This window comes from Methylomonas sp. (assembly GCF_023228165.1).
In the GTDB taxonomy this organism is placed as follows: Bacteria; Pseudomonadota; Gammaproteobacteria; order Methylococcales; family Methylomonadaceae; genus Methylomonas.
The window spans coordinates 29257-55491 of the sequence record NZ_JALOBS010000018.1 but is presented as its reverse complement, the minus strand read 5'-3'; the positions used below and the strand labels follow the sequence as shown (position 1 = coordinate 55491).

The following is a 26235-nucleotide window of genomic DNA, read 5'->3' as shown; positions in this document are numbered from 1 at the left end:
TTGTCCGCCTAAGCGCCGGGCGGCTCCGCTTCACCTTGCGCCGCGGCTTTTTTAGTCACCGTTTCGGAAAATACAAACCCCTGGTCCATACGTTCCATTTCCTTCATCACTTTTTCGAACAATACCTCCAAGCTTTCGCGGCTGAAAATCACATGACGCATCAGATTTTCGGCGTGGGTCTGACGTTTTTTATAATGGCTATACAGGGCAAACAACAAAGCCGCCAGACCGGTAACCGATGTTTGTACCATGGCACTATAACCGACGCCCAAGCTATCCAGCTTGAAGGCAATCACCGGCCAGACCAAAAGTGCGATACCGGCGACCAAGGCCAACCAGAAAAAAACTTTATTTAAAATAGCGTAGCTGCGGGCTTTAATGAATAAATCAAACACCATCAAATAGCGTAATCTCATCGGCTCGGACGGACTTTTACCCCAGATGTCGGCGGCAAAATCCACTAATAACCGTCCGCTGGTTTTATTGGGGCTGAACAAAGTACGCATGATTTTCTCCCAAAAGACTGACAAGCCGAAGGTACCTTATAATTCGCTTTTTATGTTGAAATTTTAATCACTGTTCTGCGAGGCGGCTCGCCCCTGCTCCTGCCGGGAGAAAGGCTGGGACGAGCCAGATCAAAATAAACTGGGTCCTTGATAATGCTCTCGCCGTACCTTCGCGCGACGGAAACGGTTTCCGATAACAGCTGTTGCGATTTGCGCGAAATAGTGACAAATTTTATACCTCAACCGCAAACAGCGTTACCATAACCGCGATTAATCAGCCCTGGTTCACCATGCTTTCACATATCCTGCCCAAAGCCGAAATCTCCATCCGCGAAAATCTCAACTGGCTCTACATCCTCAGGAACCTGATGCTGTTTGCAGTGGTGGTTTCTGTGTTTATAGCGGTACACGGCCTGGGCATAGAATTACCGATGAACCAGCTCTGGCTGGCCATTTTCGCGATTTCCATCCTTAACCTGTACACCTGGCTGCGCCTGCGCACGCCGGAACCGGTCACCGAGCATGAGATTTTTTCGCAAATCTGTATGGACGTACTGGCACTCGCGTATTTGTTATACCTGACCGGCGGTGCCTCCAACCCAATTATTTGGGTGTTTTTATTGCCGCTGATCGTCACCGCCATCATGCTACCGCAATCTTATGCCTGGAATATGGTAATCATCACTTCCTGCATTTATACGGTGCTGATTGCCTACAATGTTCCCTTGCCGGCTCTGGCGCCCCATTCGGATCATCACAGCATGTTAAATCTGACGCCCGAGATGAGTCTACGCATGCAATTATTGGAAGACCGACGCTATTTCAATCTGCATGTCTTTGGTATGTGGTTCGGATTTGTGTTTAGTGCTGGATTGGTAGCCTTCTTTATCATCGCATTGGCAAAAACCTTGAAAGATCGCGAGCGCAGCCTGGCCGATGCACGGGAAAGCGCGTTGCGCGATGAGCGGGTCGTCTCGCTGGGCACTTTGGCGGCCAGTGCCGCGCATGACATGGGCACCCCACTCGGCACCATAGCCATACTGGTACATGAAATGGCCGAGGAATTACCCGAACACCGCTTCCCCGAGTCCCACCAAAAGCTGGTTATCCTGCAACAACAGTTGGACCGCTGCAAGCAAGCCTTGTCGGTGATGTCGGCTTCCGCCGGCGAAATGCGGGCCGAATCGGGCCAAGTGATGCTGGTCAGCGATTATATCGATCAAGTGCTTAACCAATGGCGCACCCACAAGCCCAGCACCAAACTGAATCTATTCGTCTCGGGTGATGTGGATACCAGCGCGAATATCATTGCCGAACGCACCCTGACCCATTCGCTGATTAATATTCTCAATAACGCCGCGGAAGCCACCGATAGCCAGTCCGGCATTGAATTTCATGCCCATTGGGACGACTTTATCCTGACTTTAAAAATCCGCGACTTCGGCCCCGGTCTGCCGCCGGAGTTTGTCGATTTTGCCGGCCATAAACCAGTGAAAAGCAATAAACAGGGTATGGGCGTCGGTTTATTTTTAACCTATACCACCATCAAACGCTTGGGCGGTACAATACGCTTTAATAATCTCGATTCCGGTGGCGCCTGCGTGGAAATCAGCCTGCCCATATTAACTAAGGAGAGTATGTATGACAGATACACCCATGGATAAACCCAATCTGCTATTGGTCGACGACGACGTCACTTTTTGTTCCGTACTGAAACCAGCCCTGGAAAAACGCAATTTCCAGGTGACGATCGCGAACGATGTCAACACAGCCATGCAGTTAGCCGAGCAAACCGAGCCCGAATACGCGGTGATCGATCTGCGTATCGGTTACGACTCCGGCCTGGAAATGGTGAAAAAACTGATCTCGCTGGACAGCAATACCCAAATCGTCATGCTGACAGGATTCGCCAGCATTGCCACGGCGGTGGAAGCCATTAAACTGGGTGCCATTCATTATCTGACCAAACCGGCCAGCCCGGATGAAATCGTCAACGCCCTGCACAAGAACGAAGGCGACGCCAGCGTGGCCATCAGCGACAACCCGCTTTCGGTCAAACGTCTGGAATGGGAGCATTTGCAAAAAGTCTTGATGCAGCACGACGGCAATATCTCCGCTGCCGCCCGAGCACTCAACATGCACAGACGCACCTTGCAAAGAAAACTGGAAAAGCGCCCGGTTAGAGAGTAGTTACCTTTTTACAACGATCACTTGGTCATGCTGATGATAAAAATTTTAGACTGGATAGCCTTACTGGCCTACTGTGGCTTGATTTTCTGGTTATCGAATCAAGAAACCATACCCCTGCCGCCGGTGTTTGAATTTCAGGATAAACTCATGCATTTCGGTGCCTATTTTGTGATGGCAGCGTTCAGTTGGCGCGCCTTCAGGCATCAAGGACTGACGAGAAACAAGCTGGCACTGGCAGCCTGGCTGTTTTGCTGTGTTTACGGCTTGTCGGACGAGTGGCACCAATCGTTCGTGCCGGGCCGAACCACCAGCGGCTGGGATTGGCTGGCCGATAGCTTGGGAGCCGCCACGACAGCATTGGCGCTATTATCCTTAAAGCCAAAGCAGCAATGCCAGGCTAGTTAGATTCCTTTCTTGAAAAGGAGGCCGAACCCTATAAAAGGACGCTCTGAATTATCCACTGCGGGGCGGGTTTACAAAACCCGTCCCATTTAGTTACAAGATGCATACCATTACTTACCCAGCAATCTTAAAAGCCCCCTGCAGTCCTTCTATCGCCATCTGCGTTCCGATCACCGCGAGGATCAAGCCCATCATACGCGTGATGACGCCCAATGCACTGGCCCCGAGGTAGCCGACGAATTTCTCGCCAAACACAAAAAACACATAAGTGATCACGCAAAGCACAGCAAACACGGCGATCGTCACCACAACCTCCATAAGACCACCGCCCGATGAATAATTCATCGCCGTCGCGATGGTGCCTGGGCCTGCCAGTATCGGCATTCCCAAAGGCGATACCGCGACACTGAGCGCAGCTTCCCGAGACTGCCGCTTGTCCTGTTCACTTGGATGTTGGATATTCGAGTGATTGCCTTGCAGCATATGAAACCCAATCAGAAAAACCAACAGCCCACCGGTAATTCGGAAGGCGGGTAGCGTGAGGCCGAACAGGTCAAAAATCACCTTCCCGGCCAGCGAAAATAACGTAACGATCAGAAATGCCAGCAGCAGCGAACGTAATGCGATGACCGCAGTGGTTTGCTCATCATCGTCAACGGTGAGGCCAAGAAAAATCGGTACATTGGCAATCGGGTTCATGATTGCAAAAAACCCCATAAACACGCTTACAGCGTGGAGCAGCGTATTTTCCATTCTAAGGTCAACTCCTGTTCAGTGTCATTGTATAGTGCGTGAAATTTCCCGCTCAAGCCAGTATTTGATTGATTCGAAACTCGTCGAGATGGCATTTGGATAATGAGTTGCTAATCGATAACTTTCGAAAGGTTCTGTGCCAAAACGGGGCAAGATGATCAACCAAGTAATTCCCCGTTCAACTTAGCTGGGTGGATTATTCAATCCGCTCGGAACGTTTTGCCATGCTTCTGCAAATGGTTAAAACGTGCGGGACGGGTTTACAAAACCCGTCCCGCTTGAGGTTCTACGCTATCCATTGTTGCCCTTTAACGCTGCCATAATTTGCAGTTTTGGAGTGGAGACTTTTGTGCTATTTTTAAGCACAAAAGGCGTAACGGAAAAACTGTCAAATTGATGGCCTTGTTAGGGCTATACCAGTCCCCATTCTTGATGAGCTTCGCGAGTGTAGTAACCATACCCATTTGTAGGATAATTTTTGTTGGTTATATCGAATTGACTCAAGGCATCTAAAACGGGTGCTTTTCTAAAAGGTATATGAATAGCTCTTGCTGAGCCGTTCTCGATTCTGGTTTTTAGTGCCGGAGGCCAATAATCGGATAATTCAGCCGGAGCCATTATTGAATCGTAATCAGGGTATGCCAGTATTAATGGCAACTCACAAGTGTCGACAGCATAGGCAATCTCGAATGGAACCCAATCTGTATCATTTTTTGTGGTTTTTGTGAGTATCAATAGAAATTGCTTAGAATTTCTAAGCCTTGTAATCAAGCTTCTTTTCAGAGTTTCTTTTTTTGACGAGTCTCGTACTGACGAAGTTTTTTCATGGCTATTACATAGGCTAAATTCAATATGCTTGCTAGCATCCCACATCTTCATTGTATTGTAATACTTTATATCTGACTTAGTTGGGTCTGTGGTTCCGCCTGCGTGAAAGGCCACATATGTTCCGTTACGATATGCCATTTTTAGCTCCAAATAATACGCTTAATCTATTCTTACAAGGCTGCTACTAACTAAACTTAAATACCGTTTCTAGCCGACTTTATGTCCAGAAGATTAATTTTATCAATCTTGTCCTTGTGGATAATAATGGTAAGTCTGGCTGGGTATTTAAAACGCATTTCGCTAATCCTAAAGGTCCAGAGCATGATTTTAAGTAGGTCTTCATCACTTATATTTTTATGCCCTTGAATTCGTGTTATGCCTGATCCGAATATAGGTGTTGATACATTTTTTTGTGCATAAACTCTATTCACCCGATCCCAGAAGTTAATCAGAAACTCTAAATACTCTGGCATTGTAATTAATGCTTTGTTTGAATCATCAAACTTAGTAAAGGCTGTCAGCAGATAATCTTTGTAAATACAAATAGAACCAATTTGGTGCCGAAGTTTCTTGCCTTGCTTTCTGTTCTCATTAGCGCCCAAAATTTCATCTTTATCAAAATCATAAGCAGCAATGTGTTCGTCCAGATCTGAAACTGCAATATCAAGATGCTCTTTAATAAATACTCCATTCAGCGAGCCTTCTGAAATTATTTTATTATCTACCTGAGTATCGAAGTACTCATTGAAAGCAATAACCTTAAAATCAGACTCTTGAAAAATATCACCCACCTTTATAGTCACATCGCTTCCTTCGATAGTGACATTGATATTTGTAAGTTTATTTGACCAAACCCATATCTCAAAATAGATAAGCAACAAGCTTATTAAGAAAATCCCTCCATATACTTCCTTACACTCTTTTGGTATATCAACGAAAATTACAATCAATGATAAAGCAGTGCTTATGAAAGCGGTGACCTTGAGAAAGGTCTCAATTACTCTTCGATCAAAAAAGCTAACCTTAGTCATTAATGTATGCCCTTATCATTTCTATACATCTACATGTTCGGATTGTAGTCACAGGCTTGAGCCCTAACGCCGCCATAACCGGCGGCCGGAGCGCAGCGTAGGCTGTCCGGCGCCGATAGGCGCGAAGTTAATGGCCTTGTTATACAATTTACTAGCAGACACTTAGGATCACCTGCTCCTGCATACCTTCATGAGTTAATTTGACCTCATTTTTAGTAACTGTGGCTAACCATTCCAGGAAACTTACCAGCTGGATGTATGCACTTTCAGTTTGTATATCATGCGGTGAGACATCTAGTTCGATTTCCGTTTCTACGAAGAAATGACAATTTAACTGAATATTATCGGTTACCCAGATAAACAAGGTCGTAGGATCAGTTTGCTGCATACTCTTGATTGCATTTAGATCACAAGGGAATTCTTTTACGACATCTCCGTGGGAAAACTCAAACTTATACCCTGACCGCTTCACCTCTCCGATAAATTTATTCCAAACAGCCGAGTCTATATGTTCTACATAGATGTCTCTCAAAGATCCATCCGTTTCGAATTCGTGCTTTATGTCACTCCATTGCTTCATATTAGTTTCGTATAACGCCGCGCTCTGCGGCAAATTTGGAACGTAGTGGAAAATTTGTCCGGCAGCAGCGCCTTGTTAGCTGTCTGGCGCATATATATCAGTTCCAATCGTTTCCACAAACTCATTCGCGAACGAGAACTCATTTTTAGACGAGATTACAAAACGCTTACAGGAAAACACCTGCCCTGCATTTTCATGCTCGACCATTTCAGTTGAAAACTCAACAGGCGAAAGAGCATTGTTTGCCGCACTGATCTTTTCCCAGAACGTTGGCTCCTTGCAGTAAAGGATATACTTAGGAGAAAGAGGAAAAACTACATATGTGCCTTCAGACATAATTCCTGGCCCCTTTAGCCACATCCTGTTATCCCCCGTTTTGAAGCAGACAGGATTATCGGATGTCCAGAAAGGAGTTTCGGTATTGTTTTTAGCAAACAGCCAAATAGAGCTTTCTATCCGACTAGTCATCTCCATTATCAAATCGCTAGTAACTAAAAAATATGCGTGAAGGTCAATTCTTTCTTCAGGAGATAGCTCAGATTCGTAACCACCTTTAGTTTCAGCAAAAATAGCTAGGATATCTCTCTGATCCGCAGTCCGAAAAAACTGAATAATGATGAAATAAGAAATGATGTGCCTTTCTTCATCTTCCATCTCTAATTTTTGCATTGGTTCAAGAGATTCCAATCTCTCAAACCATTGCTTCAAAATTACTGCCGCTTTTGCCTCCAAATTGGCTAGGTCATATTCTAAGAATAGTGGATCTGTCTCAGATTCTACAAACTCTGGAACTCTGTAAAAGTAGTTTTCAGCAGCTACACCATAAGGATTTCCTTTAAAACTATTCTTATGGTCTTTATTCCATACCCAAAATTGTTCTTTATGGTCAGCAAAGCTCTTCAAATAGAAGCGAGGAACATAGTGGTGTAGTTTAGGCGAACTCATTTAGTTTCCTACTTACAGCTAACAAGTAATTAGATAGTTAACAGTATACCTACCGTAAAATTTACTTCGACACACTAAAGTTTTGATACGCATCTGTTTTTCCTTTCCGTATACCATCGCTACAAAGCATAGTAGGGTGGGCACTGCGTTTTGTGCCCACGCGAAAACGAAGGCATCAACTCTAACCGGTGGGCAGAAAAGCGTTGCCCAGCCTACGCTTGACGATCGAATTTGGGTCGACGCCGGCAAGCGCCAGCATCCAGCCGCATTGACACAAAACGGCAAATATCCACGGTCACAGGCAATCGGTTCGCTCAATAAACACAAAACCGTTATTTCTTTTTAGCGGCGGTCTTTTTTTTGCTGGTGGTTTTTTTCGCCTTTTTAACGGCCTTATTCTTTTTATTAGCGGTTTTTTTCGATTTTTTAGACTTGGCGGGTTGCGTGGTTTTCTCTACCGGCCGGGCTTGTTCTGTTGCAACGGGCTCAACCTCATCCGGCGGCAAGGGTTGCGCCACCGACTCGGTATCGTGATAGGGTTTTTCGCAATCCGGCAGCACTTCACCGCCCGGTGTGCAAATCACCCGGTAGATAATCCGCCTGTCGTTCGCTGCGGGGTTAACCGGCTCGGTAACGGCCGGGGCCAATTCATCCGACATATGGCGCAGCACTTCACCTGCCTGGGCAGGAATTAGCCAAGCGATAAGGCCCAGCAGCAACAGCGACCGTATCAGATGCTTCATTGCTTACCACCTGAATGGGTGTTTTTTTGCACGCGTTTGGCTTCATGCCATAGGCCATCCAATTCTTCCAACTCGCAATCCCGCAACTGCCGGCCGCTGGATTCAATTTGTTTTTCGATGTAATTGAAGCGGCGGGTAAATTTTTTGGTGGCTTCTTTCAGGGCAATTTCCGGATTCACCTTCAAGTGTCTGGCCAGATTGACTGCCACCAGCAACAGGTCGCCGACTTCTTCCTGGACATGAGCCTGATCGCCGGATTGCCAGGCTTCATGGACTTCCTGCAATTCTTCTTGGACTTTATCGAATACCGGCGCAATATCCGGCCAGTCGAAACCATGGCTGGCGGCGCGGTTTTGGATTTTTTCGCAAGCGACCAAGGCCGGCAGGCTTTTCGCGACGCCAGACAGCACGCTTTCGGGCTTATTTCCGGTGTTTTTCTGCTGCCTTTCTTGGGCTTTGGCCTCTTCCCAGGCTTGCTGGCGCTGTTGGTCGGTCTCGAAATTGACACCGGCAAACACATGCGGATGGCGGCTGATCAGCTTTTCGGAAATGCCGGCCGCCACGTGTTCAAAATCGAACAAGCCGCGTTCTTCGGCAATCCGGGAATGAAACACCACTTGTAACAGCAAGTCGCCCAGCTCGGCCCGCAAATCCTCGAAGTCGTTGCGTTCGATAGCGTCGGCCACTTCGTAGGCTTCTTCTATGGTATAGGGAATCAGGCTGTAAAAATCCTGTTTAACATCCCAGGCGCAACCCGTTTCCGGGTCGCGCAAACGGGCCATTAAGGACAGTAATTCCCGGGTTTTATCCAAACTCAAAACGTGGAACCGAAAGTCTCTTGATAACGTTGTTTGAATTCTGTCATGCTGAACAGATGATTTTGGGTGCCGTTATGTTCGATTTTGATCGCGCCCAATAAGGAGGCGATCCGGCCGGTGACATCCCAATCGTAGTCGTTGATCAAACCATACAATAATCCGGCCCGATAAGCATCGCCGCAGCCAGTCGGGTCCAGCACCTGTTTGGGCTTGGCTGGCGGAATTTCTATACACTTGCCCTGGGTATAGATGTTTGAACCTTTGCTACCCAAGGTGATGATCAAGGCATCGACTTTTTCGGCAATTTGTTCCAGCGTCAAACCGGTACGCTGTTGCATCAATTCGGACTCGTAATCGTTGAAGGTGGCGTAATTCGCCAACTCCAGGAACGCCAGCAGTTCGTCGCCGTCGAACATCGGCATGCCTTGGCCGGGATCGAAGATAAAGGGTATACCCAATTCGGCAAACTGGGCCGCATGTTGTTGCATGCCTTGCTTGCCATCTGGCGAGACGATGCCGATGCTGATTTCCGATGCGGCCGGCACCTCGTTAAGATGCGAAAAATTCATCGCGCCCGGATGGAAGGCGGTGATTTGATTGTCGTCTTCGTCGGTGGTGATATAGGCTTGGCCGGTATAGTGGTCGTCCAGGGTTTTGATATAACGGGTACTAATGCCGCATTGGCTCAACCATTGCGCGTAGGGTTCGAAGTCATGACCCACCGTGGCCATGATCAACGGTTCTTCTTTCAACAATTGCAGGTTATAGGCAATATTACCGGCACAGCCGCCATATTCGCGGCGCATCACCGGCACCAGAAACGACACATTCAAAATATGCACTTTTTCCGGCAAAATATGGTGTTTGAATTTATCGTGAAACACCATAATGGTGTCGTAAGCCATTGATCCACAGATTAAAGCACTCATTGTTTTCCTTTTATTAACACATTCAGCGGGCTGTAAAGTACCGGATGTTGGGTTCCGGCACAAGGTAAAAGTTGAAAGAACAGCCCCTGTTTCGGCGCCTGTGCCACGCCGTTATAACAAAATCAAACCCCAGGTGACGGCGGCCCATATCAAGGACAGCATCACGGCCGCGGAGCCGATATCCTTGGCGCGACCGGATAACTCGTGATGCTCGAAGCCCACCCTGTCCACCACGGCTTCAACCGCCGAATTGAGCAATTCAACCAATAACACCAATACGACGCTGCCGATCAATAACACCATTTCGATCGCGGTTTCGCCCAGCCACAACGCCAGCGGCGTGGTAACGACGAACAATATCACTTCTTGCCGAAAGGCTTCTTCGTGCTGCCAAGTGGCCTTAAAACCCGCCGCCGAAAAAAAACAAGCGTTGATTAGTCGCTTCAAGCCTTTTGCATTTTGATTAGCCATAAAATATTCTCATTACTCCTCTATCATAGTTTGGTAAGCCTGGGCATCCAATAATTGCTCAAATTCGGCGGGATTATCGGCTTTGATACAAAACAACCAGGTTGCAAATGCATCGTCGTTGACTTGCTCGGGCGCATCCACCACCGACTCGTTGATTTCCACCACCGTGCCCGTGACAGGGCTAAATAAATCGGACGCGGTTTTCACCGACTCCACCACCGCCAGCTGTTCCTGGGCAGCCACCGCCCGGCCCACTTCGGGCAAACCGATAAAAACGATGTCGCCAAGCTCCGATTGGGCAAAGTCCGTGATACCCACGCGTACCAGCTGCCCATCTTCCAGACTGGCCCATTCGTGAGTGCTTGCATATTTTAGATTTTCGGGATTTTGTTTCATTTGTAATTCCTGTTTTTAGCCTTAACATCAACCCGGAAAGGATAACCGGCTATTTTTTTTACACAACAAATAATTTAGAAACCCCAGGTTAGCTAACTCTATAATCAACAGCCAAATCATTCTTTAATTTGAAAAATGCACGCTTTAATTCCACTAACTGCTCTGATTCTTTTGTTCCACAGTATCGCAGCCTGCGCGACTGTAGACGATGACGATCTAAATCCGCCGCGCGCATCAAGCCGGACACCCGCGCAAACCGGCCAGCCCGCGCGGCAAACCGCGGGCATCAAAACCCAACCGCTACAAGCCGCCGCCAAGCAACCGGAATTTAGCGGCTACGGTAGCGTCGTTGACCTGCAACCGTTACTGGCCCTGCGCCAACAATTTCTGGCTGCCCAAGCCGTGCGCGACAGCGCTCAGGCCCGTTATCAGGAAGCCGACGCCAATTTGTCCCGTACCCGGCACTTACATCAGCAGGACATCGTCTCGACCCGCCGTTTACAGGAACAACAGGCGCAATGGCGCAACGATAAGGCCAACCTGTCCACCAGCAGTTACCAGCAACAAACCATCGTCGCCGCCAGCCGCCTGCAGTGGGGGGAGGTGTTAACCGACTGGTTTACCCAACCGAACAGCCGCCAAGCCGAACAATTTTTAAATCACCGCAGTCAATTACTGCAAATCAGCCTGCCGGCCAATACCCGGCTGCAACCCGAAATCCGTACCATAGCAGTGGATGACCACGGCCGTCGCGATCAAGCCATTACCGCCACACTGATTTCTCCCGCCCCGCAAGTCGACCCTATCACCCAGGGCGAACGCTATTTTTTCAAAACCGAGGCCCGCCGGCTTTCCTTCGGCGCCCGCGTCAGCGCCTGGATTGCCAGCGGCGCGCCCGGCACCGGCGGTGTGATTATTCCGGAAAGTGCCGTGGTTTGGCATTTGGGACAAGCGTTTGTATATATCAAAGCCGAGAATGGCGAATTTAATCGCCGCCTATTACCCGACATCGCAACCGACAATGGCGGTTATTTTGCAGCGGAAGGATTTAAGACCGGCGAAGAGATCGTCACCACTGGCGCACAGACTTTGTTATCTCAAGAATTGAAAAACCTGATCCCAAGCGAGGACGACGACTAAGTCGTTGCCCTTTGTCAGCCGGGTTTGACCACTTGCCCATGCTTGACTTGTAGCACTTCTACACTGTCCCAAACGCTTTCCACAAAATCATTATCCATTTTTGGCATACCGGACTGCAGCCAGTTGACGATCACTTTAGCCACATTGGGATAGGTGACCCGTACCGCATGCGGATTGTGCAGCCAATCCTCTATGACCTGAGCATCCATATCAAACATGGTGCGGCCATAACCCAATTGTTCCAGCGCGGCCGCATTGGAAATTTGCTCCATTTGCGCGTGCAACGGCTTGGCCAGGATTTTTTTGCCCAACTGCAAGGATTCGCTGGCCAACTCGAAGCCGGCATTACTAATGATGCCGACGCTATCGTATAAATCGCGTTGAAAGCCTTCCCTCGACAGCGACTTGAAGGAAATATGCGGATACTTCGACTCGATCACATCCGGGGAATAGACATGAAATTCAAAGTTCTCGAATGGACACAATAAGCGCATGACCGCCTGTTGATCTTCAAAGGGCAGATAAACCACGATTTTGTTGGCTTGCACCTGCTCAGGAAACGCCGGGGTTTCGATAATCGGCGGCAGGATGGGTTGCCCGAAGTGGTGCCAATGCAGCCCTACGCCCACATTAGCGGGCGCGAATAATTTCATGACTTGTTCCGCCAGGGGATCGGAACCTTTCCGGGGAATGGCATGGCCGAAAGCATATTGATGACCGATGCCGATCACCTGCTTGTTTTGCCGTTTGGCGGCCCAAGCCGTGACAGGCTCGAAATCGCTGATCACATAATCAAAGCCACTCAGATCCAGGGCATTGATATCTTTTACAAAGCGTATCGGACTGGCTTGCAAGGCGGTTTTTAAATACGACACCTGACCTTTACTGGTATTGAAGGTCAGACCTTCCCGGGTTTGATAACCGTTGAAAACCTGCATATCGAAGTATTTATCAGCCGGACGGCCGGTAAATTGAAAGGTAACCTCAAATCCGGCAGCGTATAGTTCGTTAGCCATGACTCGTGCACGGGTAATGTGACCATTACCCGTGCCTTGCACACCATAAAAAATTTTCATCATAGAATGTTATTAAGACTAAAAACGGCGGAACCGACTCCCAGCACCACCCCCATCAATGTGTCGGTCGGAAAATGCACACCCAACACTATCCGCGAAAAGCCCAGCAACACGGCCCACGCGTATAAAGCAATCGCTAAACCCGGAAAAAAGTAACTCACCAAGGTGGCAACCAAAAAAGCGGCCGAGGTATGTCCGGAAGGAAAACTGAATTGATCGGAAGGCGTAATCACGCTACGGAAGTTCAGGATCGCCTGCTGCGGACGGTTCCGTTTAAAGGCATTTTTCAAAACGAAATAGACAGATCTTTCCAGAGCAAATCCCAGCAGCATGGCCTGTAACAGCAAGTTAGCGGTGCCCTGCTGCCAATATAAACAGCCGGCCAGCACGATATACAAAATGCCGTCGCCACTCCACGACAGCAGACGGCAAAACCGCACCAAACTGGCATGGATTGAACTATTGTTGAGCCGGCTGAACATCAGCACATCATATTGGTGAATCGAATACATCAGTTTCATCACTCTCTCCCGTTCTATGCCGCAACCCTTTGCGGCGTTGGAAAACCCATTCTTCCGTTAAATTTTGTTTACTCTTTTATGTCGGGATCAGCTTAAAGCGGCTTTATTACAGTCTTGTGAAGAGATGTTTAAGATTATGTGACAGCATGAATTTGTAGGAATGTTTGCTACAATTTCAGGTTTGCGATTGATACCAGTCTCACTCACACTGTCGACCTATTCCGCTAACACAGGCCAACTATGCAACGCTTCTGTACTCTCGCCTTTGTGCTCGGCTTGATTTTGATGATTTTCGGGCTGACCTATGCCCTGCCGATAGCCACCTCAATCTACTTTGATGACGGCATGACGGAACACTTTCTGCGGGGCATGTCTCTGAATATTGGCGTCGGCGGTTTACTGGCCAGCGTGACCATGCAGTTTCGCGGTGACATGAAAACCCGCGACGGTTATTTATTGGTGGCTTTTTTTTGGATATTGATGGCCTCGGCGGCGACACTACCCTTGATGTGGGGTATACCCGGCTTGACGTTTACCGACGCATTTTTCGAAACCATGTCCGGCTTCACCACTACGGGCGCCACCATATTAGTGGGGCTGGACCAGCTGGCCCCCTCGTTAAACTTATGGAGGCATGAGCTGAATTGGATAGGCGGACTGGGCATTATCGTTCTGGCGGTGGCCATTTTGCCCCTGTTGGGCGTAGGGGGCATGCAGCTCTATAAAGCCGAAATACCCGGCCCGGTTAAAGACAGCAAACTGACCCCGCGGATTACCGAAACAGCTCGCCTGTTGTGGATGGTGTATGTCGCTTACACCTTGCTGTGTATCGTTTCACTGAAGTTTGCCGGCATGAACTGGTTCGATGCGATCTGCCATTCATTTTCCACCTTATCGCTGGGCGGTTTTTCTACCCACGACGCCAGCATAGGGTATTTCGATTCGCCGGCCATCGAACTGGTGATTACCCTATTTATGCTGCTGTCCGGGATGAACTTTGCCACGCATTACACGGCCTTGCACCATACCAGTATCAAACCTTATTTTATTGACCCCGAAGCCATCCCCATGCTGGGATTAATCGCCTCCGCGATTTTGTTGTGTGCTTTTTACATCTGGCACTTCGATATTTATCCGGATTTTTTTTCCGGCCTGCGTTTTATCAGCTTTAATACCGTTTCATTGGCAACCGGCACCGGATATTCCAGCACGAACTACGAAAAATGGCCGGCATTCATTCCCTGGCTAATTCTGTTCCTAAGCGGCGTGACGCCTTGTACCGGCTCCACGGGCGGAGGCATCAAAATGTTTCGCGCCTTGCTGTTATGGAAACAAGCAGGCCGGGAATTATTCAACCTACTACATCCTCACGCCGTAAATCCGATCCGGATCGGCCACACCCCTATTGCCAACAAAATCATTTTTGCGGTGCTGGCTTTTATATTTTTGTATTTTATTTCGATCGTGCTGATGACCTTCACCTTGATATTTACCGGCATGGATCCCGTGTCGGCCTTCAGCGCGGTCATGGCCTGCATCAATAACACCGGCCCCGGACTAAATACAGTAGGTCCCGCCGCCAACTATGCGCATCTGAATGATTTTCAAACCTGGCTTTGTGCCATCACCATGCTGCTGGGACGGCTGGAAGTATTTACATTAGTTGTGCTTTTTACTCCTACTTTCTGGAGAAAATAGTACAATTCCTGGTTTTGGTACGTGTCGCCCATTAAAAACGGGTACTATCGATCACCACTCATTACAATTTATTACTCAGGATTTGTGCATGAAACCCATACGGCAACTTGATTTTCTCGGCAAAAGAAAACTGGCCTTTATCTTTTCCAGTATTTTGCTTCTGATCTCGGTCTCATCGTTTTTTGTTAACGGTTTGTCGTTCGGTATCGATTTCACCGGTGGCAGCATCTATGAAATGCACTTCAATCAATCCGTCGATTTGAACAAAATGCGCTCGACCCTGGCGGAACGCGGCTTTGCCGATGCCAATGTACAGCATTTCGGCAGTTCCGAAGAAGTCTTGCTCAGACTGAAACCCATGGAAAATATCAACCAACAGGAACTGGGACAGCAAATTCTGGAAGCCGCCAACGCCAGCCAGGCGGAGCCCGGCGAAATGCGCCGAGTCGAATTTGTCGGCCCGCAAGTGGGAGACGAATTGCTCGACGATGGCGGCCTGGCATTGTTGTTCGCCTTTATCGGCGTCATGATCTATGTCAGTATCCGCTTCGAATGGAAATTCTCGGTCGGCGCGGTAATGGCCTTGATTCACGACTCCGTCATTACGCTGGGTTTTTTCTCGGTATTCCAATGGGAATTCGACATGACCGTGCTATCGGCGATACTGGCCATCATCGGTTATTCCATCAACGACACCATCGTGGTTTACGACCGTATCCGCGAAACCTTTCGTATCAGCCGAAAAACGGAAGTCGAAGAAATCACCAATAACGCACTCAATGAAACCCTGGGCCGTACCATCCTGACTTCATTCACGGTCTTTTTGACCGTATTGGCGCTGGTATTTTTAGGTGGTAAAACCATACACGGCTTCGCGATCGCCATGCTGATAGGTGTGGTTATCGGCACGTACTCATCGATTTATGTAGCCAGCGCCATTGCGCTGGCCTTGGGGTTAAACAAGGAAGACCTGTTGGTCACCCAAAAAGAAAGCATCCTTGACGACTTACCCTAACACACCATTTTCAAATATCTCACAAGCGACTACTAACGGAATAACTTGATGACCCAAAAGCTTAACACCAGCCAATTAACGCAACCGACCCTAGGCATACCCGGCTTTGAATACAAAGATCTGTACGATGCCAAACGCCTGGCCGATTTGTTGGACGTTTTCGACCAATCCGTACAACAACACGACGCGGATTTATTTGCAGAGATAGGCGCTTACCGTGCCTGTGCCGGCGAAGGCATGAAACCGGAAGAAATTTCCGAACTATTGGTCAGAATGGCGCCCTTGGTTGGTACTTTTGTAGCCCGGTTATTTGACGTCAGCGATGTCCGCGAACAGCAAATAAATCTGATTCGCGGCGAATTCGACGCAGTTTTCGTGTACCGCACCGAAATCGTCGGCAAACTAGCCAGTCGTTTCAAGGGCCAAACCGCGGAGGGTTGGGACACAAACGAATTGCAGCAACAACTGGAAGCGCTATTGGTTGCGACCGGAAAGCAGGCCTTGTTCAATGACGATCCCGAACTGGCTGTCAGCCAATTGGGCGCGGAACTTTGGCGCTTGTCGCAGCAACCCGACCTGAGCGATACCGATGTCGCCATTTTGAAAAGTCAAATTAGCGAACAACCTGTGCTTGTCCTGAGTTGTAACTCCGCCACCGGTTTAATCGCCTGCTTACTGGATATCGTTTACCGCTGGAGCTTTGCCGCCAAACAAGTACCGGAATTACAAGCCGTGGTAGCCAAATGGCTGAGCTTTAAAGTGCCGGAAAAAACCAATCTCGGCAACTTGGTCGAGCATGCATCGGCGGAGCAAAAAGGCTATGACGTGTGGGCCTGCGATGATCACCATCACCGCCGTCGCGATGGTTTTGCGCTGACCGACAAACGTTTCAACCAAAGACAGGCATTGTACGAAGTAGACCATTGCATCTATTGTCACGATCGCGACAACGACTCCTGCTCCAAAGGCATCAAAAACAAAAAAGACGCCACGTTTAAAACCAACCATCTCGGCGCCTTGATGACCGGCTGCCCGCTGGAAGAAAAAATCTCCGAGATGCATGTGGTTAAACGTCAGGGCGACAATATCGGCGCCTTGGCGATGATCATCATCGACAATCCGATGTGTCCGGGCACCGGCCATAGGATTTGCAACGACTGCATGCGCGGCTGCATTTACCAGAAAACCGAAGCGGTCAATATTCCGCAAATCGAAACCAATGTGCTGACCGATGTACTTTTCATGCCCTGGGGTTTTGAAATATACAGCCTACTGACCCGCTGGAACCCGCTGAACGTCAAACGCCCCACCGCCCTACCCTACAACGGTAAAAACGTGCTGGTGGCCGGCATGGGTCCGGCCGGTTACACCCTGGCGCATTATCTGCTGAACGAAGGTTTCGGCGTGGTCGGTATCGATGCGTTAAAGATTGAACCGCTGCCACTCTATTTGACTGGCGACAAAGACACCATTCCGCAACCGGTCATCGATTTCAAGGACCTGTACGAAGAACTGGACAAACGGGTCATGCTGGGTTTCGGCGGCGTAGCCGAATACGGCATTACCGTGCGTTGGGATAAGAATTTTTTGAAAGTGATTTACCTGACCTTGTTACGTCGTGCCGCCTTTAAATGCTATGGCGGCGTGCGCTTTGGCGGCACTGTATCGATCGATGAAGCCTGGAAACTGGGCTTTGATCACATTGCCATCGCCAGCGGTGCCGGCAAACCGACCGTCATTGACCTGAAAAATAATCTGATCCGCGGCATTCGTAAAGCCTCGGACTTTTTGATGGGTTTGCAATTAACCGGCGCGGCGAAAGAATCCTCACTGGCCAATCTGCAAGTGCGCTTGCCGGCCGGCGTGATAGGCGGCGGCTTGACTGCTATCGATACCGCGACTGAATTGCTGGCGTATTATCCAGGCCAGGTCAGCAAAATCGTCAACCGTTACGACAAACTGGTCGCCAAGTACGGCGAACAGACGGTACGTAGCCGATACGACGCCGAGGAACTGGAAATTCTGGAAGAATTTTTGGCGCATGGCCGTATTATCGAACAAGAACGCGACCGCGCCGCTGCCGCCGGCGAAACGCCCAACTTTTTGCCTTACTTGAAACAATGGGGCGGCGTCACGCTGTTCTATCGTAAAGGCATCAAGGATTCACCGGCTTATCGGCAAAACCACGAAGAGATACACGAAGCCTTATCGGAAGGCATCTATTTAGCGGAAGGCATGAGCCCGCTGGAAGCCATCGAAGATCGCTACGGCCACCTGCAAGCGGTGCGCTTTGAAAAACTGGCTGAACAGGACGGCAAATGGCGCAAGACCGATGAAGTAGAGGTGACACTGCGCGGCTTGTTTATTGCCGCCGGTACCGCGCCGAACACCATTTACCAGTCCGAACATCCGCGCACCTTCGTGATGGACAGCAAATTCTACAAACGCCACGAACCGGAATGGTTGCAGGGCCAGGCGGAATTGGTGCCCATGGCTGACGACACCCAGGTCAAGGTCGGCAAACCGGCGCCGTTTACCTCATATAACAGTAACGGCCGCTATATCACCTTTTACGGCGACAACCACCCGGTTTATGCCGGTAACGTGGTCAAAGCCATGGCCAGCGCCAAAGACGGCTACCCTTACATTGTCAAACTGTTCGGCAACGAACTGGCCGAGCTGGATCCTTCGCAGCAAAGCCAACGTGACCAGCAGCTGCTGGATTTACAACAACGCCTGGATGCGACCTTCCTTGCCCATGTGGTTGAAGTGAATCGTTTGACCCCAACCATTATCGAAGTGGTCATCAAAGCGCCGGCTGCCGCGAAAAATTTTGAGCCAGGCCAATTTTACCGGGTGCAAAACTACGAATCCCTGGCCCCCGTTGTGGAAGGCACCTCCTTGGCGGCAGAAGGCCTGGCTTTAACCGGCGCCTGGGTGGACAAGGAAAAGGGACTGGTCTCGTTGATTGCCCTGGAAATGGGCAGTTCCAGCCGCTTGTGCGCCACCTGGAAACCCGGTGACCCGCTGGTGTTAATGGGTGTTACCGGTGCGCCCACCGAAATCCCAACCGGCAAAACCGTGCTTTTACTAGGCGGTGGCTTGGGCAACGCAGTGTTGTTCTCCATCGGCAAAGCCATGCGCAATGCCGGCAATAAGGTGATTTATTTTGCCGGTTACCGTAACCGGGAAGATTTATTCAAGGTGCAGGAAATTGAAGAGGCGTCGGACTTGATTGTCTGGGCCGTGGACAACCGCCCCGGCAATGAGGCCATTCCGGTTACCCGGCCGCAGGATAAAACCTTTGTCGGCAACATTGTTGAAGCCATGATAGCCTTCGGTAGCGGCGAAATGGGCGAAACCGCTCTGAAACTACAAGATGTCGATCACCTGATCGTGATCGGTTCCGACCGCATGATGGCGGCCGTGAAAGCGGCCCGCTTCAATGCCTTAAAACCTTACCTTAAACCGGACCATGAAGCCATCGGCTCCATCAACTCGCCAATGCAATGCATGATGAAAGGCGTCTGCGCGCAATGCCTATGCAAGCATGTCGACCCCGAGACGGGCGAAACCAGCTTTACGTATTCCTGCTATAACCAGGACCAGGCATTGGATTATGTCGATTTTCCCAATCTGCAAGCCCGTTTACGACAGAATACAGTCCAGGAAAAATTATCGTCCTTGTGGCTGACTTATCTGTTGGAAAACGCCTGATCCGGGACGCGCTTTTTATGCTGGCAACACGTCCGACGTGATTGTCAAAACAAGTGTAAACCTGAATAATCGGGGTTTAATGGTTGACCAAGGCAGTTACGGCATATCGCCCATCGTAACTGCCTTAGTGCTTTGACGCAGCAACACTGATTTTGGAGAATCGCCCATGAATCTTGACGTGTTTTTATCGCTTTTCAGCCTGATGCTGATCTCCCTGGCAGTGTTTTTACTGTCGAAAAAACTCAAACTACCTTACACAGTATTACTGGTGATTGCCGGTTCCTTATTGATACCGCTTTCCCATCTGGAATTTTTTTCCTTTATTACCAGTTTTGAACTGACCCCGGAGTTACTGTTTTTTGTGTTTTTACCGATTCTGATTTTCGAATCGGCCTACAACATGAATATTCGCAATGTCACCGAAAACATATATTCCATCGGCTCTTTAGCCGTGGTGGGTTTATTGATTTCCACCCTGTTTGTCGGGATTGGCGGATTTTATGCTTTCGAATTTTTAGGCGTTGATGTACCCATGCTGGTCCTGTTGCTGTTCGGCGCTATTATTTCCGCGACCGACCCGGTAGCGGTACTGGCCCTGTTTAAAGAATACGGCGCCCCGCAGCGATTAACCTTAATTTTTGAAGGCGAGAGCTTATTTAACGACGCCACCGGTTTCGCTGCCTTTTTAGTGATACTGGATCTGATTATGGAAGGCTACCACGGCTATACCTCGGCAGCCTCAGCCCTGTTTTCCTTCGTCACCATGCTGGGTGGCGGTATCGTCTTCGGCCTGATGATGGGATTTTTGTTTGCCAAACTGATCGAGACAGTAAACGGCAACGAACACCTGGAAATCACCCTGACTCTGCTGGTCGCCCACTTTACCTTCATCCTGACCGAAGTTATTTCCGAGCACTTGATCATCGCCGGCCAGGAAATCCGCCTGTCGTCGATTGTAGCCACCTTGATTGCTTCAATGGTTATCGGTAATTTCGGCCGCTACAAAATGTCGCCGGATGTTGAAGAGTACATGGAAAAATTCTGGGGCTATTTTGCTTTCGTAACCAACTCCTTGGTATTCATATTAATGGGGCTGTTGTTCGCCGATTTAGCGATCGACCTGAATATCGCTCTGTGGCCTATTCTGTTATGTATTGTTACGGTAGTGATTGGCCGCGCCATTTCGGTTTATCCACTGATGTGGCTAATGAATAAAGTCGGCAAGGAGCGCCCTATTCCGCGTAACTGGATGCATTTAATGGCCTGGGGCAGTTTGCGCGGATCGTTGGCGGTCATTATGGTATTGTTGATTCCGGATGATTTAACCGTTCCGAATTGGCACTTTAATTTCAGTGTCAAGGACTTCGTGTCCGCCGTCACCATAGGCAGTATCTATTTCACCCTGCTGGTGAAAGCCACCACCATAGGTAAAGTCATGCATGCGTTGGGTATTGACGCGCTGACCGGCATGGAACAAGTCGGCTATCACAAAAGTAAGGCGCAGATTTACGACAAGACTTTACATAAGCTGGATGCGCTATTAAGCGATCAGCAATTGACTCAAAAGCAGTACGACAAGCTGAAGCAACGCTACGAAAGCCTGTACCAAATTGCCTGCCTGGAATGTAAAAACGCCATCGGCGATTCCGATACCTTGATCGAAAACATGTTGCGCACTTATGCCCTGGGTATCCAGAAAGAAGAATTGAAAGATATTTTTCAACGCGGCGAAATCGAGGAAAAAACCTATAAAAAAATCACCAACATGCTCAGCATTCAAACCGAGCGCATCAAACGCGGGCAACAACAGGTAGCTTCGGTTAACGAGCATTTTCCTATCGACAGCTTGGAGCGTTTCGTGCTCCTGGTTAGCCGACTGGCGTTTTGGCGCGATCACAGCTTTAAAGATGAAGAACTGTATCGTTATTACCGGGCTCTAAGCAAAATCAGCGGTAAAGTCGTCAAAGAACTTAATGCGGTAGAAGGCTCCAGCCTGAGCGCGGTATTTGACGATAAACCCGCCTTGGAAAAGTTATTGACCCTGTACAAAAGCATACAGGAGAACACTCATGAAAAAATGTTGGCCGTGATTCATAAAAATGAAGAGCTCCTATCCCAGGTGAACGAAACCTCCGCGGCACAATCCCTGGCTGTGCTGCAAGAAGACACCTTGGATAAACTGCATAAAAACGAGATTATCACCAACAAACTCTACATCATGCTGCGTCATGAACTGGAGCAAAAATCGCATTAAGTATCGGGGTGAGTTGTGCAACGGTTTCTGTTGCAGCTCACCGGAACCGTTACCGATCCCGCGATTGGCTCCCCCTAAAGCGTTTTTAGCATTCTGAACCGCTGCATCCTAACCAATCCGCGACAACAGACGCAAAGTAGCATCACGTTTGCCCATTGGCGTTCTAAGCGTTTCTCTTCCGATAAAACAGGATGCCCATGAATTCAATAATTTGGCTTTCCTCCTTCGCGAACATGTCAATTCAGGAATGGCAACCGTTGTTATTTGCCCTGAACTAACGGGAATAATATCGGGAAAACCGCGGAGATAAGTCAACGTTATCTCTAAGATTGCTCTCGCTGAACGCAGTAACCGAATTCAGCCCTACTTTTGGCTGTATTACGCCGCTTTAAACAACCCGCAAAATCCTCCCCCCTAACGAAGCGGTTTCGATTAATTCAATCAGTTTTTTCCTGCCTTTATCAGAAATTACCGCTAAATTAGCGACTAATTTCAAGCTACCCCGTCAGGCGCCTCGCACAGTCGCCAGAGTGATTTTGCCCGAAAACCACCCATAAAAACCAATAAATACAATACTTTAACAAGTTAACGAGTATTTACAAAAACGCAAGGAAATGACATGTTTTGAAATTCATAAAACCTTAACAGGCCGAATCCATCTTTTTTCTTGGTGTATTGCCATAGCTATGTATAATGTCACTGATTTAGCTAGGTAATCGTTGTCGCTTTACACGTCTTCCACTACCCGCTTTATTCACCACCCGTAACACAAACGCCGGTTTCGGCACTTTTTAGAAAGAGAGATTTATGTCAGCACAAGTAGAAGGCAAAGTAAAATGGTTCAACGATGAAAAAGGCTTCGGTTTCATCGAACAAGACGGCGGTAAAGATGTATTCGTACATTTCAGCGCCATTGTCGGCAGCGGCCGTAAAACCCTGAAAGAAGGCCAAAAAGTCACTATGGAAGTGACCAACGGTCAAAAAGGCCCTCAAGCTGAAAACGTGAACCCTTTATAAGCTAACGCCTATAATTGAAAAACCCGCCAATGCCGAGCAGCGGCGGGTTTTTTTATGCCCAATGGGCTATGCCATTAAATCAGCTTGCCCCATACATCATATTCATCGGCTTCTTCGATTTCCACGTCCACGAAATCGCCGACATTAAGATGAGTGGCGCCATCGATGAAGACTTGCCCGTCGATTTCCGGCGCATCGCTTTTGCCGCGCGCCACCGCGCCCTCTTCGACCACTTCGTCGACCAACACGGTTTCGACTCTACCCACCCTGCGCTGTAGACGCTCGGCGCTAATCGCCGCCTGATGCGCCATAAATCGGGCTAAACGCTGTTGTTTGATATCTTCTGGCACGGAATCCGGCAATTCGTTAGCCGCGGCGCCTTTCACCGGCGAATAGGCGAAACAACCGACCCGGTCCATTTGCGCTTCGGTCAAAAATTGTAATAACGCTTCAAACTCCTGTTCGGTCTCGCCGGGGAACCCAACGATAAATGTACTGCGAATAGTCAGATCGGGACAAATGTTACGCCAGGCTTTTATCCGTTCCAGATTGTTTTCCGCCGCCGCCGGACGCTTCATCAGCTTTAAAATACGCCTATCGGCATGTTGAAACGGAATATCCAGGTAAGGCAGAATTTTACCCTCCGCCATTAACGGTACCACCTGGTCCACATGCGGGTAGGGATAGACGTAATGCATACGCACCCATATTCCCAACTCGCCCAACGCGGCGGCCAAATCATAAAAACGGGTTTGTAGATCTTGTCCGCGCCAACGCCGGTGCTGATATTTCAAATCCAAGCCATAGGCACTGGTGTCCTGCGACACAATCAAAAGCTCCTTTACACCGGCATCGGCCAAACGTTCGGCTTCCTGCATCACTGCGTCGACGGGTCGGCTGACTAAATCGCCGCGCATGGACGGAATAATGCAAAAGGTGCACCGGTGATTGCAACCTTCGGAGATTTTAAGATAGGCATAATGCCGGGGCGTAAGCTTGATGCCCTGCGGCGGCACTAAATCCGTAAAAGGATTATGTGCCGGCGGCAAATGCTCGTGTACCGCGCTCACCACTTCATCGGTGGCATGGGCGCCGGTAATTTTTAACACTTGCGGGTGTCTGGCCAGAATTTCATCCTGCCGCGCCCCCAGGCAACCAGTAACAATCACCCGGCCGTTTTCCGCCAGGGCCTCGCCTATGCTATCCAGCGACTCTTCCACGGCGGCGTCGATGAAGCCGCAGGTATTCACTATCACCAAGTCTGAATCCTTATAATTCGGCGAGACTTGATAGCCTTCACTGCGCAGACGCGTCAAAATCTGCTCACTATCGACCAGGGCTTTCGGACAGCCCAAACTGATAAAACCAACGCGGGGATTACTCATTTATTACTCTCAAAACGTTTAAAATCAGGTTACAAACAGGTAGGTGGCTTGGGCAAACCAGCCAATTTACAGGCGTATTTCAACGGCCCGTCGGGAAATAATTTTTGCAGGTAGCGGCTATTGGCTTTGTCGTCGCCAAGCTTTTTTCGAATCGCGGCGGCAAACATGCGCGCATTGGGTAAATGCTGATACTGCTGATAATAATGCCGAATGAAAAACAGGATTTCCCAATGCGCGTCAGTGATTTCAATACCGTTTTGGTCCGCCAGCGCTTCGGCAACCTGTTCATTCCAAACCCCGGCATTCCGCAAAAAACCATCAGCCGTGGTTTCCAGCTCAACATCTCCGACAATCAACACCACGTATGTATCACCGGATTTTTTATCGTCAATGCGACTAAATGCACATATTCGAGAGGTTGAACTCCTGCCAATAATTGCTGGTGACTCATGCCGTTCATGGCAAGCACATCGCTTAGCGCGTAAACGCTGCAACCTTTCGATAACAACTCGCTCAGTTTGGGGTTGTCCCGGTGTCCCAAAAAGGCCGCCCAAACCGCACCGGCTTGCAAGACCACATCGTCTCCATTCGATATGCGCGCCACCACTGTTTGCGATAAGGTGTTTTCCGCTATCAGATGCAACATTAATCTACGTGAGTCAGTTTCAATCCGGCGATACCGATCACTATCAGCACGATGGAAGTTAAACGTATCCAGTCCGACGATTCTTTAAATAAAAATATGCCGATAATCGCCACGCCGACGGCCCCCATGCCTGTCCAGACCGCATAGGCGGTACCTAATGGCAGGGTTTTTAAAGACAACATCAGCAGATAAAAACTACCGACGCCGGAAAAACAAGTCACCACGCTGGGCCATAGTTTGCTAAATCCTTCATTGTATTTTAGGCTTAGCGCAAAAATGATTTCCGAACAACCCGCTGTAAATAATAACAACCATCCCATCAACTTACCCTTTTGTGTGCATAATAATTCTAGCTATTTTACAATAGCCACTTTGTTACACAGCAACATTTAACATATTAATTAAATGGCACCGGAATCTGAGTACATCGTCAAAAATGCCAAAATGGTATTTAACCACTTCAATGAATTGGTAACTAAGAAATGCCTGATCTCCGCGCATTTTGGCGATAGGAACACCTCCTTTTTGACGACGATAGTCGAACTAGACTCCAAAAATAAGCTGTTACAACTGGATTGCGGCCCTTCCGAAGCGGTAGACTCGCAACTATTGGCCTCCGGAAAGGTTCTGTTTCGTACCGAATATAACGGTATTAAGGTCTCGTTTAGTGCTAAAAATATCCAGAAAATCAAAGCGGGGGGCGAGTCTGTTTTCTCCATGCCTATTCCCGACAGTATTTTTTGGCTGCAGCGCCGTCAATATTATCGAGTCCGAATCCCTTTTTCGCATAAAGGCAGCTATTGCCTGCTAACAATAAAATCCGATCAGGACGACACTATAGAAACATTGAAATTTCAGTTGTACGATCTCAGCATGACTGGCGTTGCTTTTCTAAATCCTGATCCAAAATGGGCTGAACGACTGCAACCCGACTGCCAATTTATAGATTGCGATTTGCATCTCAATAATGGCAATCATGCCATTGTGGGCTTTGTGATCAAAAATAACGTCAAGGTCCGCAGCGGCACCCTTACCCTACAAGACAAAATAGGCTGTTTGTTCCAAAGCATGCCCACCAACTTTGAAACCAGTATCCAACGCTATATGCAGGAAATTGAGTTGCAGCAAAAGAAAAATACCGGCTAAGGCGATCCGACAGCCCGCACGGTTAAAT

Annotated in this window: 27 protein-coding genes; 10 read left to right on the top strand and 17 right to left on the bottom strand. The window is 48.8% G+C overall.

From position 1 onward, the window contains the following. Nucleotides 1-8: 8 nt before the first annotated feature. Entirely contained in the window at nucleotides 9-506 is a 498-nt protein-coding gene (locus M0R33_RS14420) for a hypothetical protein (RefSeq protein WP_292570542.1), read from the bottom strand. A 290-nt stretch (nucleotides 507-796) separates the two neighbouring features. Between M0R33_RS14420 and M0R33_RS14415 the strand changes: the two genes are divergently transcribed. The 3 genes from M0R33_RS14415 to M0R33_RS14405 are packed head-to-tail and all read left to right on the top strand — an operon-like array spanning nucleotide 797 to nucleotide 3101. Beyond that, on the top strand, nucleotides 797-2170 hold the full coding sequence (locus tag M0R33_RS14415) for an ATP-binding protein (protein ID WP_292570539.1): 1374 nt from the start codon (nucleotides 797-799) through the stop codon (nucleotides 2168-2170). Continuing rightward, nucleotides 2148-2696 (top strand): response regulator transcription factor, encoded by a 549-nt coding sequence (locus M0R33_RS14410; protein ID WP_292570537.1) that lies wholly within the window; start codon nucleotides 2148-2150, stop codon nucleotides 2694-2696. The genes M0R33_RS14415 and M0R33_RS14410 overlap by 23 nt, the downstream gene beginning before the upstream one ends. Nucleotides 2697-2729: 33 nt before the next feature. Then, the gene (locus tag M0R33_RS14405) at nucleotides 2730-3101 is read left to right on the top strand and encodes a VanZ family protein (protein ID WP_292570534.1); all 372 of its coding nucleotides are present in this window, start codon (nucleotides 2730-2732) and stop codon (nucleotides 3099-3101) included. Nucleotides 3102-3212: 111 nt separating this feature from the next. Here M0R33_RS14405 and M0R33_RS14400 read toward each other — a convergent pair whose 3' ends face one another. The 10 genes from M0R33_RS14400 to gcvH form a co-directional block, all read right to left on the bottom strand. Beyond that, nucleotides 3213-3851 carry a MarC family protein gene (locus M0R33_RS14400; RefSeq protein WP_292570531.1) on the bottom strand — a complete coding sequence of 213 codons (639 nt, stop codon included), beginning with the start codon at nucleotides 3849-3851 and terminating at the stop codon, nucleotides 3213-3215. 411 nt (nucleotides 3852-4262) lie between these two features. Continuing rightward, nucleotides 4263-4817: a TIR domain-containing protein gene (locus M0R33_RS14395; RefSeq protein ID WP_292570528.1), complete on the bottom strand. Its 555-nt coding sequence runs from the start codon at nucleotides 4815-4817 to the stop codon at nucleotides 4263-4265. Nucleotides 4818-4873: 56 nt separating this feature from the next. Beyond that, on the bottom strand, nucleotides 4874-5710 hold the full coding sequence (locus tag M0R33_RS14390; RefSeq protein ID WP_292570525.1) for a macro domain-containing protein: 837 nt from the start codon (nucleotides 5708-5710) through the stop codon (nucleotides 4874-4876). A 151-nt stretch (nucleotides 5711-5861) separates the two neighbouring features. Continuing rightward, nucleotides 5862-6290, bottom strand: coding sequence for a hypothetical protein (locus M0R33_RS14385; RefSeq protein WP_292570522.1), 429 nt, complete (start codon nucleotides 6288-6290; stop codon nucleotides 5862-5864). A 75-nt stretch (nucleotides 6291-6365) separates the two neighbouring features. Next, a complete protein-coding gene (locus tag M0R33_RS14380) occupies nucleotides 6366-7235 on the bottom strand; it encodes a DUF4238 domain-containing protein (RefSeq protein WP_292570519.1) in 870 nt (289 codons plus the stop codon). A 332-nt stretch (nucleotides 7236-7567) separates the two neighbouring features. Next, a complete protein-coding gene (locus tag M0R33_RS14375) occupies nucleotides 7568-7978 on the bottom strand; it encodes a hypothetical protein (RefSeq protein WP_292570517.1) in 411 nt (136 codons plus the stop codon). Continuing rightward, nucleotides 7975-8796, bottom strand: coding sequence for a nucleoside triphosphate pyrophosphohydrolase (mazG, locus tag M0R33_RS14370; protein ID WP_292570514.1), 822 nt, complete (start codon nucleotides 8794-8796; stop codon nucleotides 7975-7977). The genes M0R33_RS14375 and mazG overlap by 4 nt, the downstream gene beginning before the upstream one ends. Beyond that, nucleotides 8793-9725, bottom strand: a complete 933-nt coding sequence (locus M0R33_RS14365; RefSeq protein ID WP_292570511.1) for a carbohydrate kinase family protein — start codon at nucleotides 9723-9725, stop codon at nucleotides 8793-8795. The genes mazG and M0R33_RS14365 overlap by 4 nt, the downstream gene beginning before the upstream one ends. A 111-nt stretch (nucleotides 9726-9836) precedes the next feature. Continuing rightward, entirely contained in the window at nucleotides 9837-10196 is a 360-nt protein-coding gene (locus tag M0R33_RS14360; protein WP_292570508.1) for a diacylglycerol kinase, read from the bottom strand. Nucleotides 10197-10208: 12 nt separating this feature from the next. Then, nucleotides 10209-10592 carry a glycine cleavage system protein GcvH gene (gene gcvH / locus M0R33_RS14355; RefSeq protein WP_292570505.1) on the bottom strand — a complete coding sequence of 128 codons (384 nt, stop codon included), beginning with the start codon at nucleotides 10590-10592 and terminating at the stop codon, nucleotides 10209-10211. Between the two features lie 171 nt (nucleotides 10593-10763). Between gcvH and M0R33_RS14350 the strand changes: the two genes are divergently transcribed. Further along, nucleotides 10764-11732: a hypothetical protein gene (locus M0R33_RS14350; protein ID WP_292570502.1), complete on the top strand. Its 969-nt coding sequence runs from the start codon at nucleotides 10764-10766 to the stop codon at nucleotides 11730-11732. Between the two features lie 14 nt (nucleotides 11733-11746). On the opposite strand, the gene M0R33_RS14345 is transcribed toward M0R33_RS14350, so the two are convergent. Together M0R33_RS14345 and M0R33_RS14340 are read right to left on the bottom strand one after the other, a co-directional pair. Next, complete coding sequence (locus tag M0R33_RS14345) at nucleotides 11747-12808, bottom strand: MJ1255/VC2487 family glycosyltransferase (protein WP_292570499.1); 1062 nt, start codon at nucleotides 12806-12808, stop codon at nucleotides 11747-11749. Beyond that, nucleotides 12808-13329 (bottom strand): phosphatase PAP2 family protein, encoded by a 522-nt coding sequence (locus M0R33_RS14340; protein WP_292570496.1) that lies wholly within the window; start codon nucleotides 13327-13329, stop codon nucleotides 12808-12810. The genes M0R33_RS14345 and M0R33_RS14340 overlap by 1 nt, the downstream gene beginning before the upstream one ends. A 240-nt stretch (nucleotides 13330-13569) precedes the next feature. Between M0R33_RS14340 and M0R33_RS14335 the strand changes: the two genes are divergently transcribed. From M0R33_RS14335 to M0R33_RS14315, 5 genes are all read left to right on the top strand, one after another. Continuing rightward, nucleotides 13570-15027 (top strand): TrkH family potassium uptake protein, encoded by a 1458-nt coding sequence (locus M0R33_RS14335; RefSeq protein WP_292570493.1) that lies wholly within the window; start codon nucleotides 13570-13572, stop codon nucleotides 15025-15027. An 88-nt stretch (nucleotides 15028-15115) separates the two neighbouring features. Beyond that, on the top strand, nucleotides 15116-16042 hold the full coding sequence (gene secF / locus M0R33_RS14330) for a protein translocase subunit SecF (RefSeq protein ID WP_292570490.1): 927 nt from the start codon (nucleotides 15116-15118) through the stop codon (nucleotides 16040-16042). A 48-nt stretch (nucleotides 16043-16090) separates the two neighbouring features. Beyond that, nucleotides 16091-19759 carry a pyridine nucleotide-disulfide oxidoreductase gene (locus M0R33_RS14325; RefSeq protein ID WP_292570488.1) on the top strand — a complete coding sequence of 1223 codons (3669 nt, stop codon included), beginning with the start codon at nucleotides 16091-16093 and terminating at the stop codon, nucleotides 19757-19759. 166 nt (nucleotides 19760-19925) lie between these two features. Then, nucleotides 19926-22013: a sodium:proton antiporter gene (locus tag M0R33_RS14320; RefSeq protein WP_292570486.1), complete on the top strand. Its 2088-nt coding sequence runs from the start codon at nucleotides 19926-19928 to the stop codon at nucleotides 22011-22013. Nucleotides 22014-22820: 807 nt separating this feature from the next. After that, complete coding sequence (locus M0R33_RS14315; RefSeq protein WP_013818493.1) at nucleotides 22821-23030, top strand: cold-shock protein; 210 nt, start codon at nucleotides 22821-22823, stop codon at nucleotides 23028-23030. A gap of 74 nt (nucleotides 23031-23104) precedes the next feature. On the opposite strand, the gene rimO is transcribed toward M0R33_RS14315, so the two are convergent. Genes rimO through M0R33_RS14295 form a run of 4 tightly spaced genes read right to left on the bottom strand, consistent with a single transcriptional unit; the run spans nucleotide 23105 to nucleotide 25381 of the window. Next, a complete protein-coding gene (gene rimO, locus M0R33_RS14310; RefSeq protein ID WP_292570477.1) occupies nucleotides 23105-24415 on the bottom strand; it encodes a 30S ribosomal protein S12 methylthiotransferase RimO in 1311 nt (436 codons plus the stop codon). Nucleotides 24416-24444: 29 nt separating this feature from the next. Further along, nucleotides 24445-24777, bottom strand: a complete 333-nt coding sequence (locus M0R33_RS14305) for a TusE/DsrC/DsvC family sulfur relay protein (RefSeq protein WP_292570474.1) — start codon at nucleotides 24775-24777, stop codon at nucleotides 24445-24447. Beyond that, nucleotides 24768-25061, bottom strand: a complete 294-nt coding sequence (locus M0R33_RS14300) for a DsrH/TusB family sulfur metabolism protein (RefSeq protein WP_292570472.1) — start codon at nucleotides 25059-25061, stop codon at nucleotides 24768-24770. Before M0R33_RS14300 ends, M0R33_RS14305 begins: the two co-directional genes overlap by 10 nt. Then, nucleotides 25061-25381: a multidrug efflux SMR transporter gene (locus M0R33_RS14295; protein ID WP_292570469.1), complete on the bottom strand. Its 321-nt coding sequence runs from the start codon at nucleotides 25379-25381 to the stop codon at nucleotides 25061-25063. The genes M0R33_RS14300 and M0R33_RS14295 overlap by 1 nt, the downstream gene beginning before the upstream one ends. An 85-nt stretch (nucleotides 25382-25466) precedes the next feature. Between M0R33_RS14295 and M0R33_RS14290 the strand changes: the two genes are divergently transcribed. Next, nucleotides 25467-26207: a flagellar brake protein gene (locus M0R33_RS14290; protein ID WP_292570466.1), complete on the top strand. Its 741-nt coding sequence runs from the start codon at nucleotides 25467-25469 to the stop codon at nucleotides 26205-26207. Nucleotides 26208-26235: the final 28 nt, after the last annotated feature.

Coding starts and splice junctions, on each gene's coding strand:
- M0R33_RS14420 (WP_292570542.1), bottom strand. CDS start 506: ATGCGTACTTTGTTCAGCCCCAATAAAACCAGCGGACGGTTATTAGTG.
- M0R33_RS14415 (WP_292570539.1), top strand. CDS start 797: ATGCTTTCACATATCCTGCCCAAAGCCGAAATCTCCATCCGCGAAAAT.
- M0R33_RS14410 (WP_292570537.1), top strand. CDS start 2,148: ATGACAGATACACCCATGGATAAACCCAATCTGCTATTGGTCGACGAC.
- M0R33_RS14405 (WP_292570534.1), top strand. CDS start 2,730: ATGATAAAAATTTTAGACTGGATAGCCTTACTGGCCTACTGTGGCTTG.
- M0R33_RS14400 (WP_292570531.1), bottom strand. CDS start 3,851: ATGGAAAATACGCTGCTCCACGCTGTAAGCGTGTTTATGGGGTTTTTT.
- M0R33_RS14395 (WP_292570528.1), bottom strand. CDS start 4,817: ATGGCATATCGTAACGGAACATATGTGGCCTTTCACGCAGGCGGAACC.
- M0R33_RS14390 (WP_292570525.1), bottom strand. CDS start 5,710: ATGACTAAGGTTAGCTTTTTTGATCGAAGAGTAATTGAGACCTTTCTC.
- M0R33_RS14385 (WP_292570522.1), bottom strand. CDS start 6,290: ATGAAGCAATGGAGTGACATAAAGCACGAATTCGAAACGGATGGATCT.
- M0R33_RS14380 (WP_292570519.1), bottom strand. CDS start 7,235: ATGAGTTCGCCTAAACTACACCACTATGTTCCTCGCTTCTATTTGAAG.
- M0R33_RS14375 (WP_292570517.1), bottom strand. CDS start 7,978: ATGAAGCATCTGATACGGTCGCTGTTGCTGCTGGGCCTTATCGCTTGG.
- M0R33_RS14365 (WP_292570511.1), bottom strand. CDS start 9,725: ATGAGTGCTTTAATCTGTGGATCAATGGCTTACGACACCATTATGGTG.
- M0R33_RS14360 (WP_292570508.1), bottom strand. CDS start 10,196: ATGGCTAATCAAAATGCAAAAGGCTTGAAGCGACTAATCAACGCTTGT.
- gcvH (WP_292570505.1), bottom strand. CDS start 10,592: ATGAAACAAAATCCCGAAAATCTAAAATATGCAAGCACTCACGAATGG.
- M0R33_RS14345 (WP_292570499.1), bottom strand. CDS start 12,808: ATGAAAATTTTTTATGGTGTGCAAGGCACGGGTAATGGTCACATTACC.
- M0R33_RS14340 (WP_292570496.1), bottom strand. CDS start 13,329: ATGAAACTGATGTATTCGATTCACCAATATGATGTGCTGATGTTCAGC.
- M0R33_RS14335 (WP_292570493.1), top strand. CDS start 13,570: ATGCAACGCTTCTGTACTCTCGCCTTTGTGCTCGGCTTGATTTTGATG.
- secF (WP_292570490.1), top strand. CDS start 15,116: ATGAAACCCATACGGCAACTTGATTTTCTCGGCAAAAGAAAACTGGCC.
- M0R33_RS14325 (WP_292570488.1), top strand. CDS start 16,091: ATGACCCAAAAGCTTAACACCAGCCAATTAACGCAACCGACCCTAGGC.
- M0R33_RS14320 (WP_292570486.1), top strand. CDS start 19,926: ATGAATCTTGACGTGTTTTTATCGCTTTTCAGCCTGATGCTGATCTCC.
- M0R33_RS14315 (WP_013818493.1), top strand. CDS start 22,821: ATGTCAGCACAAGTAGAAGGCAAAGTAAAATGGTTCAACGATGAAAAA.
- rimO (WP_292570477.1), bottom strand. CDS start 24,415: ATGAGTAATCCCCGCGTTGGTTTTATCAGTTTGGGCTGTCCGAAAGCC.
- M0R33_RS14300 (WP_292570472.1), bottom strand. CDS start 25,061: ATGTTGCATCTGATAGCGGAAAACACCTTATCGCAAACAGTGGTGGCG.
- M0R33_RS14295 (WP_292570469.1), bottom strand. CDS start 25,381: ATGGGATGGTTGTTATTATTTACAGCGGGTTGTTCGGAAATCATTTTT.
- M0R33_RS14290 (WP_292570466.1), top strand. CDS start 25,467: ATGGCACCGGAATCTGAGTACATCGTCAAAAATGCCAAAATGGTATTT.